Raw genomic sequence first — 17565 nt, 5'->3', positions numbered from 1 at the left:
CCGCCGTGCGGTAACGGCCCCGAGGAGCCGTGATGCCCGAAGCACCACCGGACGACCCGCCCGCGCTGCACGTCGAGAACATCGACGTGACGTACGGGCGCGCCCTGTCCGCCCTCCGCTCCGTGTCCCTCACCGTGCCGCACGGCGGCGTCGTCACCCTGCTCGGCGCCAACGGCGCGGGCAAGACGACCCTGCTGCGGGCCGTGTCCGGCACACTGCGCCTGCACCGCGGCGCCATCACGGCAGGCCGCATCCGCTACGGAGACACCGTGCTCGACGGCAAGGACCCCGTGACGGCGGTACGCGCCGGAGTCGTCCAGGTCCCGGAGGGGCGGCGGGTGTTCGCCGGACTCACGGTCGACGAGAACCTGCGCAGCGGCGGACTCGGACTCAGCCGTCGCGGCCGGGCCCAGGTCCACGAGGCACGGGAGCGCGTGTTCACGCTCTTCCCCCGGCTCGCCGAACGCACCCACCAGGCCGCGGGCCTGCTCTCCGGGGGCGAGCAGCAGATGCTCGCCATCGGCCGCGCCCTGATGGCCGCCCCCCGGCTGCTGCTCCTCGACGAGCCGTCCCTCGGCCTCGCGCCCCGGATGGTGCACCGGATCGCCGAGGTGATCCGCGAGATCAACACCCAGGGAACCGCCGTGCTCCTGGTCGAGCAGAACGCGGGCATGGCACTCTCCCTCGCCGATCACGCCCACGTCCTCGAGGTCGGCGAGACCCGTCTGTCCGGCCCCGCCGACGAACTCGCCCGCACCGACGCCGTACGCCGCCTCTACCTGGGCGAGGCGGCCGAGGACCAGGGGGCGGCGTGAACGACCGCACCACCACCGCGCCGCCCGTGCTCGACGTACGGGACGTCACCGTGCGCTTCGCCGGACTCACCGCCCTCGACGCCGTCTCCCTCACCGTCGAACCCGGGACGGTGCACGCGATCATCGGACCCAACGGCGCCGGCAAGTCGACCTGCTTCAACGTGCTGTCCGGCCTGTGCCGCCCGGCCGCGGGCACGGTGACCCTCGGCGACACCGAACTGACCCGGCTCGCCCCGCACCGCATCGCCGCGCTCGGCGTGGCCCGCACCTTCCAGAACATCGTCACCACCCACGGAACGGTCGCCGACAACCTGATGCTCGGCCGCCACGCCCTGACCCGCGCCGGCTTCGCCGCCACCGCGCTGCGCCTGCCGGGCGCCGTCCGCGAACAGCGCAGGCATCTCGCACGAGCCCGCGAGATCGCCGAACTGACCGGCCTCGGCGCCCACTTCGACAGCCCTGTCGCCCTCCTGTCGTACGGCGACCGCAAACGCGTGGAACTCGCCCGCGCCCTCTGCCTGGAGCCACGTGTGCTGCTGCTCGACGAACCGGTGGCCGGCATGAACGCCGCCGAACGCGCCCGCACGGCCGTGGTCGTGGGCGAACTGCGGACCGAACTCGGCCTGTCCATCGTCCTCGTGGAGCACGACATGGGCCTGGTCATGCGCCTCGCCGACGACGTCACCGTGCTCGACTTCGGCCGGTCCATCGCCCACGGCACCCCCGACGAGGTCCGCCGCGACCCCGAGGTGCTGCGCGCCTACCTCGGCACCGACACTCAGGGGGAGGACGCGGCATGACCGTATTCCTGGACAACGTCCTCGGCGGCATCGCCCTCGGCGCGGTCTACGCACTGGTCGCCCTCGGCTTCGTCGTCATCTTCAAGGCGTCCGGCGTCCTCAACTTCGCCCACGGCTCCCTGCTCCTGTTCGGCGGCTACCTGACCGCCGTCCTCCACGACGATCTCGGCTTCGCCGGCGCGCTGGCGCTGGCGGTCCTGACCACCGCCGCCCTCGCGGGCGCCCTCGACCGGTTCCTGCTGCAACGCGGAGGACAGGACGCGCACTCCGCCCACGTGCAGACCATCGTCACCATCGGCATCGACATCGTCCTGCTGACCGACCTGTCCCGGCGCATCGGCGGCGACCTGCTGTCCCTCGGCGACCCGTGGGGCGACGCCGTGACCGACCTCGGCCCGGTGACCGTCGCCGACAGCCGGCTCGCGGCCATCGTGGTGTCCTCCGTGGTCATCGGCGGCGTGTTCGCGCTCTTCCGGTTCACCTCCTGGGGACTTTCCCTGCGGGCGGCGGCGGAGGATCTCGAGGCCGCCTCCCTGATGGGCATACGGCTCAGCCGGGTACGCGCCGGCGCCTGGTGCCTGGCGGGCGCGCTCGCCGCCCTCGCCGCCGTGTTCCTCGCCGCCTTCCCGGCACCGGGCCTGGAGCGCAGCACCGGCCTGATCGCACTCAACGCGTTCCCCGCGGCGATCCTCGGCGGGCTCGCCTCCCCGGCCGGGGCCCTCGCGGGCAGCCTGCTCATCGGCCTGACCGAGGCGCTGGTCGTCGGTTACCAGTCCGAGCTGCACGTCCTCGGTGAGGGCTTCGGCGACGTCGCCCCGTACGCCGTGATGCTGCTGGTGCTCCTGGTACGGCCCACGGGGCTGTTCGGCGCGAAGGGAGCGGCCCGTGTCTGACCGCATCCCCGGAGCCCTGACCGGCCGAGGAGCACGGATCGTGTGCCTCGCCGTCGTCCTGTGCCTCCCGCCGTTCTACCTGGACGCCTTCTGGCTGCGCATCGGCCTGTTCTCCATGGCGGCCGCCATCGGCGCCGTCGGCCTCGCCCTGCTGACCGGCACCGCCGGACAACTCTCCCTCGGCCACGCCTTCTTCCTCGCCACCGGCGCCTACGGCTACACCTGGCTGGCGGGTGAGCCCGGACCGGGGCTGCCGCCCGCCCTCGCTGCCCTTCTCGCCGTACTGCTGGCCGGCGCGGCGGGCGGACTGTTCAGTCCCGTCGCCGCCCGGGTGCGCGGCATCTACCTGGGCATCGCCACCCTCGCCCTGGTCTTCCTCGGCCACCATGTGCTGCTGACCGCCGACTCCGTCACCGGCGGATTCAACGGCCGCTCCGTGCCACCGCTCACCCTCGGCGGCTTCACCTTCGGGGCCGGCGACCCCGAACTGACCGTGCTCGGCGTGCCGTTCGGTGCGGAGGAGCGGCTGTGGTTCCTGGGCCTGGCCCTGTTCGCGTTCACCTGGTTCACCGCCCGCGGCCTGCTGCGCGGACGCCCCGGCCGCGCCCTGGCCGCCCTGCGCGACAGCGAGACCGCGGCCGCCGTGATGGGCGTCGACGTCGCCCGCCACCGCTCGGCGGCCTTCGTGGTGTCGTCCATGTACGCCGGGCTCGCGGGCGTGCTCCTCGCCCTCTCCTTCCGCCGGGTCGTCCCGGACTACTTCTCCCTCGTCCTCTCCGTCGACTACCTCGCCATGATCGTCATCGGCGGGCTCGGCTCCGTCGCCGGAGCCACCGCGGGCGCCGTCTTCGTCACCGCGCTCCCGCTGCTCATGACCCGCTACGCCGACCAGCTCCCGCTGGTGGCCGCCCCCGGCTCGGCCGACGGCTCCGTCGGCCCCACCGAGGCCGCCCGCTATCTCTACGGCGCCGCGATCGTCCTCGTCCTGCTGTACGCGCCCGACGGCCTGCACGGACTGGCCCGCCGGGCCCGCGACCGCATACGGCGCCGGCGCCCCCGGCCCTCCGCCACGGACCCGGCCCTCTCACCACCGCAACCGGCCGCAACCGCACGATCCAAGGAGCACACCCCGTGAACACCACGCATCACCGGCGCCGTACCACCGGCGCCGCCCTCGCCGGAGCCCTCGTCCTGCTGCTCGCGGCCACCGGATGCAGTTCCAAGGCGGCCGACGGCGACGGCGGAGGCGACAAGAGCGCCGGCGCAGCCGACGGCGTCCGCACCGGCCCCGGCATCGGCGCCGAAAGCATCAGGCTGGGCGCCCTCACCGACCTGACCGGCCCCTACGCCACGCTCGGCAAGAGCATCGTGCAGGCCCAGCAGATGTGGGCCGACGAGGTCAACGCCGACGGCGGCATCTGCGAGCGCCGGATCGAGATCGTCGTCAAGGACCACGGGTACGACGTGCAGAAGGCCGTCACCGCCTACGCCGACCTCGCCCCGGACGTCGTCGCCATGCCCCAGGTCATCGGCTCGCCCGTCGTCGCCGCCCTGCTCGACGACATCGAGCGGGACAAGATGCTCACCTTCCCGCAGGCCTGGGCGGCCTCCCTGCTCGGCAAGGAGGCCATCCAGGTTCTCGGCACCACCTACGACATCGACATGATCGCCGCGGTCGACTTCCTCACCCGCACCAAGGGACTGAAGAAGGGCGACACGATCGGCCACGTCTACTTCGAGGGCGACTACGGCAGCAACGCCCTGGAAGGCTCCACGTGGGCGGCCGAGCAGGCCGGCCTGAAGGTGGTCGGGCAGAAGATCCAGGCCACGGACACCGACCTGTCCGCACAGGTGTCCGCCCTGAGCAAGGAGGGCGTCAAAGCAGTCCTGATCAGCGCGGGCCCCGCCCAGACCGCCTCCCTCGTCGGCGTCGCCGCCTCCCGCGGCCTGCGCGTGCCCGTGGTCAGCAGCGCGCCGGGTTACGCACCGCAGCTCATGGAGACCCCCGCCGCGCCGGCCCTGGCGGCCATGCTGCACGTCGTGAGCGCCGCGCCCGCGGTCAGCTCCGAACTGCCGGGCGTCCAGCGCATGGTGGCGTCGTACAAGAAGAAGTTCCCGGACTCGCCCGTCGACTCCGGGGTGCTGTCCGGCTACAACGCGGCGCAGCTCATGGGCGCCGACCTGAAGGCGGCCTGCGAGGCGGGCGGTCTCAGCCGCGAGGACGTCCTCGAGGCGCACCGCGCACAGAAGAACGCCGACACCGGCCTGGGCACCGCGCAGAACTTCTCCGACGCCGACCGTCCGGCGAGCGTCGAGACGTATGTGCTGAAGCCCGACGCGAAGGCGGTCGGCAGCATCGTGAACGCCGAGGACGCGCACACGGCTCCGGGTGTCGAGGAGTACCTGTCCGGGCGGTAGGCGCACCGCACCGTCCGGCCCGCCCCGGCGGACCCCGCGGAGGGGACCGCCGGGGCATGTCCGTGCGCCCGGGGCGGAGCCGGGCAGGTCACGGGCGGTGCGAGGGTGGCGGAACGGCGGCCTCAGCCGGGGAGGAACCGGGGGGAACGGTCCGAGGCCGGCCAGACGTACGGCAGGTCGTCCGGCTCCCCGGGGAAGTACTCCGCGTAGAAGACCGGGTCCTTGCGCATCAGGGCCGAACGGTGGCTGCGGTGCAGGGTGTCGTCGCCGAGCCAGGGCGGCAGTTCACCCGCCTCGGTCAGTTCCCGCTGACCGCGCACCGGTGCGCCAGGCCGGACGGTGGCCAGATCGGCGACGAGCGTGGCGGCGCAGCCGTCCTGGTGCCCCCGGTCGCGCCAGACCCGGCAGATCTCGAGGCCGTAGCGCACCAGCGCCTCCTCGTAGCCGGTCCACATGCGAACCGCCGGGTGCCGGCGCCACCCGTAGCCGGGCACGATGAGGCCGCGCAGGACCTGGAGCGCCTCCACCCGCTGCTTGCCGAGCCGGCGCCGGTCGAGTACCGACGCCGACTCGTGGAAGCCGGGGTAGGGCAGGAACGTCTGCATCGGGCCGTCCCGAGGGCTGGGGCCACCGGGGCCGCGGAACGCGGCCCACCCCGTCGCAGTTCCCCTTCCGCCGCGGTGCACACCCCTCTGCTCAGCTCTGCTCAGCTCTGCTCAGCCCAGGTTGCCGAGGCGGGCCTCGCGCCACAGGTCGACGCCGCCGTCGGTGGCGTACTTGTCGATCTCGGTCAGCTCCTCGCCGCTGAAGCCGAGGTTGTCCAGCGCGGCGACGTTCTGCTCCAGTTGCTCGGTGCGGGACGCGCCGATGACCAGCGAGGTGACCCGACGGTCCCGCAGGGCCCAGGCCAGCGCCATCTGCGCCAGCGTCTGCCCACGGCGGGCCGCGATGTCGTTGAGGGCGCGCAGCCGGTGCAGCATGTCGTCCGTCAGCCACGCGGTGTCGAACGACTTGTCCTGCGTCGCCCGCGACCCCTGCGGCACACCGTCCAGGTAGCGCCCGGTCAGCAGCCCCTGCGCCAGCGCCGTGAACCCGATGATCCCGAAGCCCTCCTCCTGGGCCACGTCCAGCAGACCCTCGGTCTCGATCCAGCGGTTCAGCATGCTGTACGAGGGCTGGTGGATCAGCAGCGGAGTCCCGAGGTCCCGGAGGATGGCGACCGCCTCACGGGTGCGCTCGGCGTCGTAGGAGGAGATGCCGACGTAGAGCGCCTTGCCCTGGCGGACCGCGGTGTCGAGCGCGCCCATGGTCTCCTCGAGGGGAGTGGTGGCGTCGAGCCGGTGGGAGTAGAAGATGTCAACGTAGTCCAGGCCCATCCGCTTCAGCGACTGGTCCAGCGAGGCGAGCATGTACTTGCGCGATCCGCCGCCCTGACCGTAGGGACCCGGCCACATGTCCCAGCCGGCCTTGGTGGAGATCACCAGTTCGTCCCGGTACGGGGCGAGGTCCTGCTTCATCAGCCGGCCGAAGTTGACCTCCGCGGCGCCGTAGGGCGGTCCGTAGTTGTTCGCGAGGTCGTGGTGGGTGATGCCGAGGTCGAAGGCGCGCAGCGCGATCTCGCGCTGGGTCCCGAAGGCCCGGTCGTCACCGAAGTTGTGCCAGTAGCCCAGGGACAGCAGGGGGAGGTCGAGCCCCGAACGCCCGGTGCGCCGGTAGCGCATGGTGCCGTCGTAGCGCTCGGGATTGATCACGTGGTTCATCGAGTGGTCTCCGGGTGCGGTTCAGGGGTGTCCGAGGGACTCTGGAACCCTGCCCACAGTGCCCCCGTGCGATCCGGAAGTCCAACCGATGCCTTTCATGGAATTCAGCGATGCCGCTTCTGAACCGTGCGACCAGGCGGGGGGCTCGGTGGGGGCAGCGGACCGGCGTACGGGACCGGCGCGGGTCGATTGACGGATTGCCGCCCCCGCCGGATGGGCAGGCAGGCGGTGAGTGTCATGAGCACGACTAGCCTGCCCCCACGAGGAGGTCGATCATGCGCATCCGTACGCTGACCGGAAGCCTGGCCGCGGTTCTGGCGCTTTCCTCTCCCCTGCTGTGGGGCGGCCAGGCCGTGGCCGCCCCGTCCGGCGCCCCCGAGCAGACTTCGGCCGCCCGCCTGCTCACCTACGACGCGAGCGGCTCCGCGGAGTTCAGGTCCGCCGTCGACCGGGGTGCGGCGATCTGGAACGAGAGCGTCGACGCCGTGGAACTCCGCCCGGCCTCGTCCGGGCAGCGCGCCGACATCCGGGTCCTGGCGGACAACGGCTGGCCGCGCGCCCTGCCCACCAGCCTGGGCAACGGCACCGTCTACATCGGGCGCCAGGCCGTGAACCAGGGGTACGACACGGTCCGCATCTCGGCCCACGAACTCGGTCACATCCTGGGCCTGCCGGACCGCAAGCCGGGCCCCTGCTCCAGTCTGATGTCCGGCTCCAGCGCGGGGACCGCGTGCACCAACCGTTACCCGAACGCGGCGGAGAGGGCGGAGGTCGAGGACAACTTCGCCGGTGCCCGTTCCGGCACGCCGCAACGGACGGAGCAGACAGAGGCGCCGGGACCGGTACCCCAAGCCGTGCTGATCAGGGACTGACCGGAGGCCCCGCCGCGTACACCGGACCACCTCGCACGCCGCTCACCCGTCCGATGTGACTACCGAGGCGAATGCGGCTATGGTTGACCCAGGTCAAGGCGCCGGAACTCCCGGAGTCAGCCCGTGCGTTGGTGGTCCAAGGAAAGACGCCCCGCTTCCTGCGGGGAGATGCAGGTGCAAGGCCTGCCCAGCGCTCCATCGCAAGCCCCGCCCCCGAACGGCTGTTCGGGGGCGGGGCTTGTGTCGTTGGCGCTACGTGCGTTGAGGGCCGGTCATGCCGTGTGCAGGGTCAGCCCGTAGCGGCCCAGGATCTCGTTGATCGGCTGGAACCAGGTCTCGCCCCCGGAGGAGCAGTTGCCCCAGCCGCCGGAGGTGACGCCCTGCGCCTGGTCACCGCTGATGAACGAACCGCCCGAGTCGCCGCCTTCGGCGCAGACGCTCGTCTTCGTCATCTGATGCACCGCGCCCTGGCTGTAGTTGACGGTCTCGTTCTTGGCCAGGAGCCTGCCGCAGTGCCAGCGGGTCGTGGAACCCGACCGGCAGATCGAGGCGCCGACCGGGGCCTCGTTGGAGCCGCGCACCAACTGGTCGGAGACCGTTCCCCAGCCGAGTACGACCGGAACCGTCCACCAGCCGCTGCCCACGTTGACCCACGCGTAGTCGTTGCCCGGGAACGAGGAGCCCTGGAAGTTGCCGATGTAGGAGCCGTCCCAGCCCCGCACCTGGCCGCCCACGCCGCCGCAGTGACCGGCGGTCACGAAGCCGCCGTGGACCGAGAAGCCGATGGAGCAACGGACGTTGCCCGTGTAGTAGGGGTCGCCACCCACCGTTCCGGCGGCGAAGGTCTCGGCGGCCGCCCGCACGGTCCGCACGGTGACCGGTCCTGCCTCGCGGGCCTCGGAGAGGAACCGCCGGACATCGTTGTCGGCCGGCTCGCCCTTGACGACGTTCACGACCACCGTGTTGGCGGCCGGGTCCACGGACCAACTGCTCACGCCCGACGGCGCGTCGAGGCGGTCCAGGCGTGACACGGTCGCGTCGAGCCGGCGAGCGCTGTGCTCGACGGTACGGACGGCCGCGCCGGAGGACCGGAGGCTGCGGACGGTGGCGGCGTCGGCGTCCGGGGTGACGGCGACGGTCAGCTTCTCGCTCTTCTCGTCGAACCAGGCGCCGCCGTACGCCGGTCCGGCGGTCTTGCGGGCCTTGGGCTCGAGCGCGGTGGCCCGCTGTTCGGCGGCGAGCCGTTCCTCGGCCTCGGCGGGGGAGAGGCCGAAGTCCCGCTGCATGGCCTGCAGCAGGGCGGCGGAGGCCGGCGCGGAGCGTGTCGATGCGGCGGAGGCGGTGGGGGAGCCGGAACCCGGGGTGTCGCTCGCCGAGGCGGGCGGAGTGCCGGCCGCGGTCCAGCTGCCGATCATGAGGAGTGCGGCCACGCAGGCATGCGTGAGTCCGATGCGTCTCATGGAAGATGCCCTTCGTCGTTCCAACGAGGTGGGGGTGGAACAAACGCAATCTGAGAGCGCTCTCAAGTGAGTCGGGCAGAGCCTAGCGGGCGCGGGCTATCAGGTCCATGCCAATGACGGAATCCGCTGCTTCGCTCGCTCGCTCGTCCGGTTGTGCCGGGTACCGGCCCGGCCTCGCCGGGCGGTCAGCGGGCACGGGCGCCGGCCGCGCCGTCGGCCGTTCCGCCCACCGTGCCTTTCCGGCCGCCTCCCGCTCGGCGTCGGCCGGACCTTGGCGCCGGGGACGAAGCCGGACGGCGGGGTGAACGGCCCTTGCTCCGGGGCAGGGGGAGCGTGACCAGTGGTGCGGCGGCAGAGCAACGGGGTCGACGCGTTCCGATGCGTGCCCAGTGACGACGCCCAGGCCTTGACGACGCGGGAGGCGCTCGGCGCTACTGGAAGGCGTTCCGGGCGTACGTTCTGTGGGGGGCTCGCCCGGTACCGGCCCGGTACGCCCACCCCCGCCGGGATGCACGTCGGGAGGTGACCGGTGCGGCCTCGATGGGCGGCGGCGATGCTCCTGCTGACGTCGGTTCTGCTCCTGCACCTGTGCTCGCCCGCTCTCGGGGCGGAACGGCACACGCAGCCGGACCGGCACATGGCGGAACGCCCCATGTGCGCACCCTCCATGGCGAAATCGCCCAGGGCGACGACCCACCCCCTCGTGGGCCGGCACATGGCCGCACACCCCACGAGCCCGGTTCACCCGGCGTCGGGTCACCACTCAGTCCCCGCGGCGCCCCTCCCGGCAGTCGCCCCGGCCCTCACCCCGGACGCCCCCGACCCCCAGCGCGCGGGAAAGCCCTCTCCCGGTATCCCGGACTCCGCACTGCACCTCCGCCTCGCCCGCTCACCGAGGACCGCCGGAGCGGCCGGGGCGGCACCGCACACGGCGACGGACGCCCAGGCGAACGCGGTTCCCCCGGAGCGGGCCGCCCGCCGCGCGTACCCGTCAGGCATCCCACAAGGCGCGGAGCCGGCGCTCCCGGCCCACGACGCCAGCGCCCTGCAGACGTTCCGCTGCTGAACCACGGCAGTACCGCCCGAGGCCTGCACCACGCGGCCCGAGCACTGCCCGGCGGCCCCACGCCCCGCACGGCACCGCAGCAGACAGGCCCTCGTGCGTCCCGGCACCCGTGACGACACAGGAGACCCGCATGCCCCGAAAGAACCTTCTCGTTCTGCGGCCGGACGAACTCGGCCCCGGCGAGCACAAGACATGGAGACACCTGCGCGGCGAGTCCGGTGCGCCGGAGAACCCTTTCCTCGACCCGGCATTCGCCACGGCCGTCGGGCACGACAGGCCTGGTGCCAGGGTCGCCGTACTCCACGAGGACGGCACCGCCGTCGGCTTCTTCCCGTACGAGAAGGGGCTGCTGGGGCAGGGCCGGGCCATCGGGCTCGGGGTGTCGGACAGCCAGGGGGCCGTCCTGCACCCGGGCATCCGGGTCGACCCACGCCGGCTCCTGGCCGCCTGCGGGCTCTCCTCGTGGGAGTTCGACAACCTGGAGGCCGGTCAGCACCTCTTCGTACCGCACGCCACCGAGCGACTCGTCAGCCCGGTCGTCGACATCGGCGAGGGCTTCGCGTCCTACACCGGACTTCTGCGGGCGAACGCGCCGGGCTTCCTCAAGCAGACCCTCGCCAAGGAACGCAGACTCGCCCGTCAGGTCGGAGAGGTGCGGTTCGTGTACGACGCGCGGGACCCGGACGCGTTACGGGCGCTGATGCGCTGGAAGTCCGCGCAGTACCGGCGCACCGGGCGCCGGGACCGGTTCGCGCAGCCGTGGATCACCGCTCTGGTGGAGCGGCTCGCGAGTGGCGACGACCCCGAATGCCGTGGACTGCTCTCCGTGCTGTACGCCGCCGGCCGCCCCGTGGCCGCCCACTTCGGGCTGCGCTCGCCCACGGTCCTCTCCTGGTGGTTCCCGGCGTACGACCGCGACTACGGCAAGTACTCACCCGGGCTGGTGCTGCACCTGCGGATGCTGGAGGCCGCGGCGGCCGACGGGATCCGCATGGTCGACCTGGGCAGCGGGCCGGCCCGCTACAAGGACTCGCTGAAGACCCGTGAACTGCCCGTCTACGAAGGCGCCGTGGTACGCCCGGGGCCGGGCGGGGCCGCGTACCGCCTGAGTCGCGAACCGGCGCGGGCCGCCCGCCGCTTCGTTCGCGACCGCCCCCGGCTGGCCGGTGCGGCGAGGCGCGCGCTGGAGGAGGTGGGCCGGCTGCGCGACCGGTGAGGCGAGGCGCGCGCTGGAGGAGGTGGGCCGGCTGCGCGACCGGTGAGGGGCTTCCCCCGTACGCCGAGGCCAGTACCCGGGGTTACTCCCGCTGTGGGACGCCCCGGACGTCCGGGCCCGGCACCGTGGGGCAGGTGAAACTCAGCCGCCCCGCACGCCGGGCCCTCCTCGTCGTCCATGTCGTCTCCTCCGCGAGCTGGCTCGGGCTCACCCTCGGGCTGCTCGCGCTCGGTGTCACCGCCGCCACCACCGATTCCGGGGCCGCCGTGGAGGCGTCCGTCCGTGCCATGAAGCTCTTCGCCGACCGGCTCATGGTTCCGCTCGCCCTGCTCACCCTGACCAGCGGACTGGTGCTGTCCCTGGGCACCCCGTGGGGACTGGCGAGGCACCGGTGGGTGTACACGAAGTTCTGGCTGACCCTGGCGACGACCACGGCGACGGTCTTCGCGCTGCGGCCGGGAGTGAACGCGGCGGTGACCGCCGTGGCCGGGGGGAGCCCCCTGCCCGACGCGGGCGATGTCCTCTTCGGTCCGGTCGTGTCCCTGTCCGCCTACGTCTTCATGACGGCGATCTCGATCCTCAAACCCTGGGGCTTGACCCGCAGGGGCCGCCGTCTGCGCGCCGGGGCCCGCGCCCTGAAAGCGGCAGAACCGGTGGGCGCCCCGGTGCCGGGCGCCCACCGCTCTGTCGGAGGCGCCTGACACAATTCGTCGCACCTGGCGTGTTTCCCGGCATGGAAGGCAGGCACCCGCTCCGGGCGCCGTCGTGGGCCGGGGAATGCGGCCGGAGATCACGGGTAGGCGCGCAGTGTGATCGGTGAGTGAGGGCGGATTGGATGGAAGCAGTTCCTGCCGGCGAAGGGGATCCGGTGCCCGGCATACCACGGCGGGCGTCCTATGTCCTGGACGGTGACGGCGCGTGGATAGCAGAGGCCCGGCGGCTGGCCGCCGCTTTCCTGACGCGGGCTCAGGCGGATGACGCGCTGCCCGTGTCGGCCCGCGCGATGGAGGTCACCCAGCTCGTGGTGAGCGAGCTGGTCACCAACGCCCGCAAGTACGCGCCCGGTCCCGTCCGGCTGGACCTGCGCATCGCCGGAGACGCCCTCGAGGTGATGGTCCGGGACGGCAGCACCGCGCTGCCCGTGGCCGGGGCCGCGAACCCGGACCGCGTGGGCCGGCACGGCCTGGAGATCGTGCTGGCCGTCGCCCGCGGGGTGGACGTGCAGCCCGAGCCGACCGGCAAACGCATCACGGCCCTGATCTCCCTCACGGAGACCGGCGGCCGGTGACGGCCGGTCGCGCCGTACGGCTCCGCATCACACACCCCGGCTTCCGCGTTCCCGCTTCCGGGTCCCCGTTCTTCACGCCCCTGCGTCAGGGCCCGGCGGGTGCCCGGAAACCCCGGCGACCGGACGGCGCACGGCGGCTTCCCGGCCCGGGGCGCCGGACAGGAGCCCTGCGCCCCGGGCGGGATCTCAGGCGCCGACGTAGGACGCGAGGTGCTCGGCGGTGAGGGTGGAGCGGGCGGCGACCAGGTCGGCGGGGGTGCCCTCGAAGACGATGTGACCGCCGTCGTGCCCGGCGCCCGGCCCGAGGTCGATGATCCAGTCGGCGTGCGCCATGACCGCCTGGTGATGCTCGACGACGATCACCGACTTGCCGGAGTCGACCAGCCGGTCGAGCAGACCCAGCAGCTGCTCGACGTCGGCGAGGTGCAGACCGGTGGTCGGCTCGTCGAGGACGTAGACGCCGCCCTTCTCCGCCATGTGCACAGCCAGCTTGAGCCGCTGCCGCTCGCCGCCGGACAGCGTGTTCAGGGGCTGGCCGAGAGTGAGGTAGCCGAGGCCCACGTCGGCGAGCCGGCCGAGGACACGGTGCGCCGCCGGAGTGCGCGCCTCACCGGCGCCGAAGAACTCCTCCGCCTCGGCCACCGACATCGCGAGCACCTCGCTGATGTCCCGGCCGCCGAAGCGGTACTCCAGCACCGACGCCTGGAACCGCTTGCCCTCGCACTCCTCGCAGGTGCCGGCCACCCCGGCCATCATCGCCAGATCGGTGAAGACGACGCCGACGCCGTTGCAGGTGGGGCAGGCACCCTCGGAATTGGCGCTGAACAGCGCCGGCTTGACGCCGTTGGCCTTGGCGAACGCCTTGCGGATCGGGTCCAGCAGTCCGGTGTACGTCGCCGGGTTGCTCCGCCGCGAGCCGCGGATCGGGCTCTGGTCCACCGACACCACGCCCTCGCCACCGGCCCCCGACCGCTTGACCAGCGACCCGTGCACCAGCGAACTCTTGCCGGAACCGGCGACACCGGTGACGACCGTGAGCACGCCGAGCGGGATGTCGACGTCGACGTTGCGCAGGTTGTGCGTCGTCGCCCCGCGGATCTCCAGCGCCTCGGAGGACTTGCGCACCGACTCCTTGAGCGTCGCCCGGTCATCGAAATGACGGCCGGTGACGGTGTCGCCGCGCCGCAGCCCCTCGACGGTTCCCTCGAAGCAGACGGTGCCGCCCGCCGTGCCGGCACCGGGGCCGAGGTCGACGACGTGGTCGGCGATCGCGATCGTCTCCGGCTTGTGCTCCACGACCAGCACCGTGTTGCCCTTGTCCCGCAGCCGCAGCAGCAGGTCGTTCATCCGCTGGATGTCATGGGGGTGCAGGCCGATGGTGGGCTCGTCGAAGACGTACGTGATGTCGGTGAGTGGGGAGCCGAGATGGCGGATCATCTTGACGCGCTGCGCCTCACCGCCCGACAGCGTGCCCGACGGCCGCTCCAGCGCGAGGTAGCCGAGCCCGATCTCCACGAACGAGTCGAGGGTGCCGCCCAGCGAGGTGAGCAGCGGCGCCACCGAGGGCTCGGAGAGGCCGCGGACCCACTCGGCCAGGTCCCGGATCTCCATCGCGCAGGCGTCGGCGATGCTGATGCCCTTGATCTTCGACGACCGGGCCCCCTCGCTCAGCCGGGTGCCGTCGCACTCGGGGCAGGTGGTGAAGGTGACAGCCCGTTCCACGAAGGCCCGGATGTGCGGCTGCATCGACTCCTTGTCCTTCGACAGGAAGGACTTCTGGATCTTGGGGATCAGCCCCTCGTAGGTGAGACTGACGCCGTCGACCTTCACCTTGACCGGCTCCCGGTACAGGAAGTCCCGCATCTCCTGCTCGGTGAACTCCCGGATCGGCTTGTCCGGGTCGACCAAGCCCGACTCGGCGTAGACCCGGACGGTCCAGAAGCTGTCCGACTTCCAGCCCGGGATGGTGAACGCGCCCTCGGACAGTGACTTGGAGTCGTCGTAGAGCTGGCTGAGGTCGATGTCGGAGACGGCGCCCCGGCCCTCGCAGCGCGTGCACATCCCGCCGGTGCGCTCGTAGGTCGCCTTCACCGTCTTCTTGCTGCCGCGCTCGACGGTGATCGCCCCGCTCGCCCGGACCGAGGCGGTGTTGAAGGAGAACGCGCCGGGCGGGCCGATGTGCGGAGTGCCGAGCCGGCTGAAGAGGATGCGCAGCATCGCGTGGACGTCGGTGACGGTGCCGACGGTGGACCGCGGGTCGGAACCCATCCGCTGCTGGTCGACGACGATCGCGGTGGTCAGCCCTTCGAGGACGTCGACATCGGGCCGCGCCGGGGTCGGCATGAAGCCCTGCACGAAGGCGCTGTACGTCTCGTTGATCAGCCGCTGCGACTCCGCCGCGATGGTGTCGAACACCAGCGAGCTCTTGCCCGAACCGGAGACGCCGGTGAACACCGTCAGCCGGCGCTTGGGGATCTCGACGCTGACGTCCTTGAGGTTGTTCACGTGAGCGCCGTGCACACTGATCAGTTCGTGCCTGTCGGCGCCGTGCGATGCGGGCGACTGCGTCCTCGTCCTCGTGGTCATGCCGGTGGTGCCGTCCTCTCGTATACGGTCCGTGGTCCTGGTGTCGGCCGGGGGATTCCCGGAGCCCCCGGCCGGCAGCGCGGCCGGGGTCCGGCTCAACGCAGTTCCTGAATGCGGATCAGGTTGCCCGAAGGGTCGCGGAAGGCGCAGTCGCGCACACCGTACGGTTGCTCGGTCGGTTCCTGGACGACCTCGGCGCTGTCGGCTGCCTGCAGTTTCGCGAACGTGCCGTCGAGATCGTCGGTGGCCAGGAGCAGGCCCGCGTAGGTGCCCTTGGCCATCATCTCGGTGATCACGCGGCGTTCGTCGTCGGTGACACCGGGATCGGCGGCCGGCGGGGTCAGCACGATGGACGTGCCGGGCCGGCCGACGGGACCGACGGTGATCCAGCGCATGCCGCCGTATCCGACGTCCTTGCGCACCTCGAAGCCGAGGGTGTCGCGGTAGAAGGCCAGGGAAGCCTCGGGGTCGTCGTGCGGGAGGAAACTCGCGTGAATGCTGATGTCCATGGATGTCACGCTAGAGCTGTCCGCGCCCCGGGCGCTTCTTGATTCCTGACCGGTCTGGTCACCTGCTTCGCCACACACGCCGGCATCCCCTCCGTCGCGTCGGCCGCCAGGCGCCGGTAGGCGCTGGGCGGCATGCCGACGAGCTCGGTGAAGCGCGTGCTGAACGTGCCCAGTGATGAGCTGCCGACCGCGAAGCAGACCTCGGTCACACTCAGGTCGCCGCGGCGCAGCAACGTCATCGCCCGCTCGATGCGCCGCGTCATCAGATAGCTGTACGGCGACTCGCCGTACGCGGCCCGGAACTCCCGGCTCAGATGCCCGGCCGACATGTGCGCGCCCCGGGCGAGCGCCTCGACGTCCAGCGGCTGCGCGTACTCCCGGTCGATCCGGTCGCGGACCCGGCGCAGCCGTGCGAGAGCGCGCAGCCGCTGTGCCGAGGAGGGGGAGCCGGTCATACGCGAAATCGTACACACGTCCGCCGTCCGGCCAGGGCGGATCCGCCCTGGCCGGACGGCCGTGGACGGAACAACAGGGCTCCCGGCATGGTTGTGAACGGTGCGCGTACGGCCGCGGCCGTACGGAATCATGAGTGCGAGGCGGACGGGTCCGTCGAAGGACGCGGGAGAAGGGCGAGACGAGATGACGAGGACCGAGGAGAAGGCGCTGCTGGCGGGCGGTTGCTTCTGGGGCATGGAGGAGCTGATCCGCACGTTTCCGGGCGTCCTGAGCACACGCGTCGGCTACAGCGGCGGTGACGTCCCCCACGCCACCTACCGCAACCACGGCACCCACGCCGAGTCGATCGAGATCACCTACGACCCGGCGGTCACCGACTACCGCACGATCCTGGAGTACTTCTTCCAGATCCACGACCCGAGCACGAAGAACCGGCAGGGCAACGACATCGGGCTGAGCTACCGCTCCGCCATCTTCTACTTCGACGACGAGCAGAAGCGCGTCGCCGAGGAGACGATCGCCGACGTCGACGCGTCGGGTCTGTGGCCGGGGCCCGTGGTCACCGAGGTCGCACCGGCCGGCCCGTTCTGGCTGGCCGAGCCCGAGCACCAGGACTACCTCCAGCGGTACCCGGACGGCTACACCTGCCACTTCGTCCGTCCCGGCTGGCGCCTGCCCCGGCGCGCGGAGTCCTGAGCCGCTGAGGTCCCGGCACGTCGGGCCGGGTGGCCACCCACACCATGTCTCACCCCAGGGGGCGCGCACGCGAGGCGGCGCGCCCCCTGGGTGTGGGACACCGGGGCTCCGGGCCGGCCCCGGCCCGGAGCCGTCCTCGCTGCCGGGAGGGGCGCCACCCGCTCCGGTCCCGGGCGGGCCGGAGCGGGCGGACACCCGTCAGCCGAACTGGCCGGGCCGGTAGTCGCCGGCGGGCTGCTGGTTGATGACGTTGATGCGGTTGTAGGTGTTGATGACTGCGATGAGGGAAACGAGCGCGACGAGCTGGTCCTCGTCGTAGTGCTTGGCTGCGTCGGCCCACGCCTCGTCGGTGACGCCGCCGGCGGCGTCGGCGATACGGGTGCCCTGTTCGGTGAGTTCGAGTGCGGCGCGTTCGGCCTCGGTGAAGACGGTGGCCTCGCGCCAGGCGGCGACGAGGTGGAGGCGCTGGGCGGTCTCGCCGGCGTGGGCGGCGTCCTTGGTGTGCATGTCGGTGCAGAAGCCGCAGCCGTTGATCTGGCTGGCACGGATCTTCACCAGTTCCTGGGTGGCGTGCGGCAGACCCGACTCGGACGCCGCCTTGCCCGCCGAGTTGATGTGCCTCAGTACCTTGGCGCCGAGTGCGTTGCCGAAGAAGTCGAGACGGGCATCCATGGTGATCTCCTGGGTCGCGATTGCGGTTACGTACTCCTGACGGGACGGCCCGCCGAGG

18 protein-coding genes are annotated in these 17565 nt (G+C 72.1%); 11 read left to right on the top strand and 7 right to left on the bottom strand.

Annotation, left to right across the window (positions count from 1 at the left end):
* Positions 1-32 precede the first annotated feature (32 nt).
* Genes OHB56_RS03610 through OHB56_RS03590 form a run of 5 tightly spaced genes read left to right on the top strand, consistent with a single transcriptional unit; the run spans position 33 to position 4926 of the window.
* A complete protein-coding gene (locus OHB56_RS03610) occupies positions 33-815 on the top strand; it encodes an ABC transporter ATP-binding protein (RefSeq protein ID WP_326756566.1) in 783 nt (260 codons plus the stop codon).
* Entirely contained in the window at positions 812-1615 is an 804-nt protein-coding gene (locus OHB56_RS03605) for an ABC transporter ATP-binding protein (protein WP_406351578.1), read from the top strand. The genes OHB56_RS03610 and OHB56_RS03605 overlap by 4 nt, the downstream gene beginning before the upstream one ends.
* Entirely contained in the window at positions 1612-2508 is an 897-nt protein-coding gene (locus tag OHB56_RS03600) for a branched-chain amino acid ABC transporter permease (RefSeq protein WP_326756568.1), read from the top strand. Before OHB56_RS03605 ends, OHB56_RS03600 begins: the two co-directional genes overlap by 4 nt.
* Entirely contained in the window at positions 2501-3643 is a 1143-nt protein-coding gene (locus tag OHB56_RS03595) for a branched-chain amino acid ABC transporter permease (RefSeq protein ID WP_326756569.1), read from the top strand. The genes OHB56_RS03600 and OHB56_RS03595 overlap by 8 nt, the downstream gene beginning before the upstream one ends.
* A complete protein-coding gene (locus OHB56_RS03590) occupies positions 3640-4926 on the top strand; it encodes an ABC transporter substrate-binding protein (protein WP_326756570.1) in 1287 nt (428 codons plus the stop codon). The genes OHB56_RS03595 and OHB56_RS03590 overlap by 4 nt, the downstream gene beginning before the upstream one ends.
* A 122-nt stretch (positions 4927-5048) precedes the next feature.
* Here OHB56_RS03590 and OHB56_RS03585 read toward each other — a convergent pair whose 3' ends face one another.
* Positions 5049-5531 carry an MSMEG_6728 family protein gene (locus tag OHB56_RS03585; protein WP_055597760.1) on the bottom strand — a complete coding sequence of 161 codons (483 nt, stop codon included), beginning with the start codon at positions 5529-5531 and terminating at the stop codon, positions 5049-5051.
* Between the two features lie 111 nt (positions 5532-5642).
* Entirely contained in the window at positions 5643-6686 is a 1044-nt protein-coding gene (gene mgrA / locus OHB56_RS03580; RefSeq protein ID WP_326756571.1) for an L-glyceraldehyde 3-phosphate reductase, read from the bottom strand.
* Positions 6687-6961: 275 nt separating this feature from the next.
* Between mgrA and OHB56_RS03575 the strand changes: the two genes are divergently transcribed.
* Positions 6962-7558 carry a snapalysin family zinc-dependent metalloprotease gene (locus OHB56_RS03575; RefSeq protein WP_326756572.1) on the top strand — a complete coding sequence of 199 codons (597 nt, stop codon included), beginning with the start codon at positions 6962-6964 and terminating at the stop codon, positions 7556-7558.
* Between the two features lie 272 nt (positions 7559-7830).
* On the opposite strand, the gene OHB56_RS03570 is transcribed toward OHB56_RS03575, so the two are convergent.
* Positions 7831-9018 (bottom strand): alpha-lytic protease prodomain-containing protein, encoded by a 1188-nt coding sequence (locus tag OHB56_RS03570; RefSeq protein WP_388434987.1) that lies wholly within the window; start codon positions 9016-9018, stop codon positions 7831-7833.
* A gap of 529 nt (positions 9019-9547) precedes the next feature.
* Between OHB56_RS03570 and OHB56_RS03565 the strand changes: the two genes are divergently transcribed.
* The 4 genes from OHB56_RS03565 (at position 9548) to OHB56_RS03550 (ending at position 12588) form a co-directional block, all read left to right on the top strand.
* A complete protein-coding gene (locus tag OHB56_RS03565; protein ID WP_406351575.1) occupies positions 9548-10084 on the top strand; it encodes a hypothetical protein in 537 nt (178 codons plus the stop codon).
* Between the two features lie 130 nt (positions 10085-10214).
* Positions 10215-11300, top strand: a complete 1086-nt coding sequence (locus tag OHB56_RS03560; RefSeq protein ID WP_326756574.1) for a GNAT family N-acetyltransferase — start codon at positions 10215-10217, stop codon at positions 11298-11300.
* A 134-nt stretch (positions 11301-11434) separates the two neighbouring features.
* Positions 11435-12001 (top strand): DUF2269 domain-containing protein, encoded by a 567-nt coding sequence (locus OHB56_RS03555; protein WP_406351573.1) that lies wholly within the window; start codon positions 11435-11437, stop codon positions 11999-12001.
* Between the two features lie 134 nt (positions 12002-12135).
* Positions 12136-12588 (top strand): ATP-binding protein, encoded by a 453-nt coding sequence (locus tag OHB56_RS03550; RefSeq protein WP_406351572.1) that lies wholly within the window; start codon positions 12136-12138, stop codon positions 12586-12588.
* 186 nt (positions 12589-12774) lie between these two features.
* On the opposite strand, the gene OHB56_RS03545 is transcribed toward OHB56_RS03550, so the two are convergent.
* The 3 genes from OHB56_RS03545 to OHB56_RS03535 form a co-directional block, all read right to left on the bottom strand.
* Positions 12775-15174, bottom strand: coding sequence for an ATP-binding cassette domain-containing protein (locus tag OHB56_RS03545; protein ID WP_406351570.1), 2400 nt, complete (start codon positions 15172-15174; stop codon positions 12775-12777).
* A gap of 95 nt (positions 15175-15269) precedes the next feature.
* The gene (locus OHB56_RS03540; RefSeq protein WP_326756578.1) at positions 15270-15683 is read right to left on the bottom strand and encodes a VOC family protein; all 414 of its coding nucleotides are present in this window, start codon (positions 15681-15683) and stop codon (positions 15270-15272) included.
* 5 nt (positions 15684-15688) lie between these two features.
* Complete coding sequence (locus tag OHB56_RS03535) at positions 15689-16138, bottom strand: helix-turn-helix transcriptional regulator (protein WP_326756579.1); 450 nt, start codon at positions 16136-16138, stop codon at positions 15689-15691.
* Positions 16139-16322: 184 nt separating this feature from the next.
* On the opposite strand from OHB56_RS03535, the gene msrA reads away from it, so the two are divergent.
* Positions 16323-16835, top strand: a complete 513-nt coding sequence (gene msrA, locus OHB56_RS03530; protein ID WP_055630581.1) for a peptide-methionine (S)-S-oxide reductase MsrA — start codon at positions 16323-16325, stop codon at positions 16833-16835.
* A gap of 198 nt (positions 16836-17033) precedes the next feature.
* On the opposite strand, the gene OHB56_RS03525 is transcribed toward msrA, so the two are convergent.
* A complete protein-coding gene (locus OHB56_RS03525; protein WP_326756580.1) occupies positions 17034-17507 on the bottom strand; it encodes a carboxymuconolactone decarboxylase family protein in 474 nt (157 codons plus the stop codon).
* Positions 17508-17565 lie beyond the last annotated feature (58 nt).

This window comes from Streptomyces sp. NBC_01635 (assembly GCF_045209715.1).
Lineage (GTDB): Bacteria > Actinomycetota > Actinomycetes > Streptomycetales > Streptomycetaceae > Streptomyces > Streptomyces hirsutus.
This window is presented reverse-complemented; position numbering and strand designations above follow the sequence as displayed.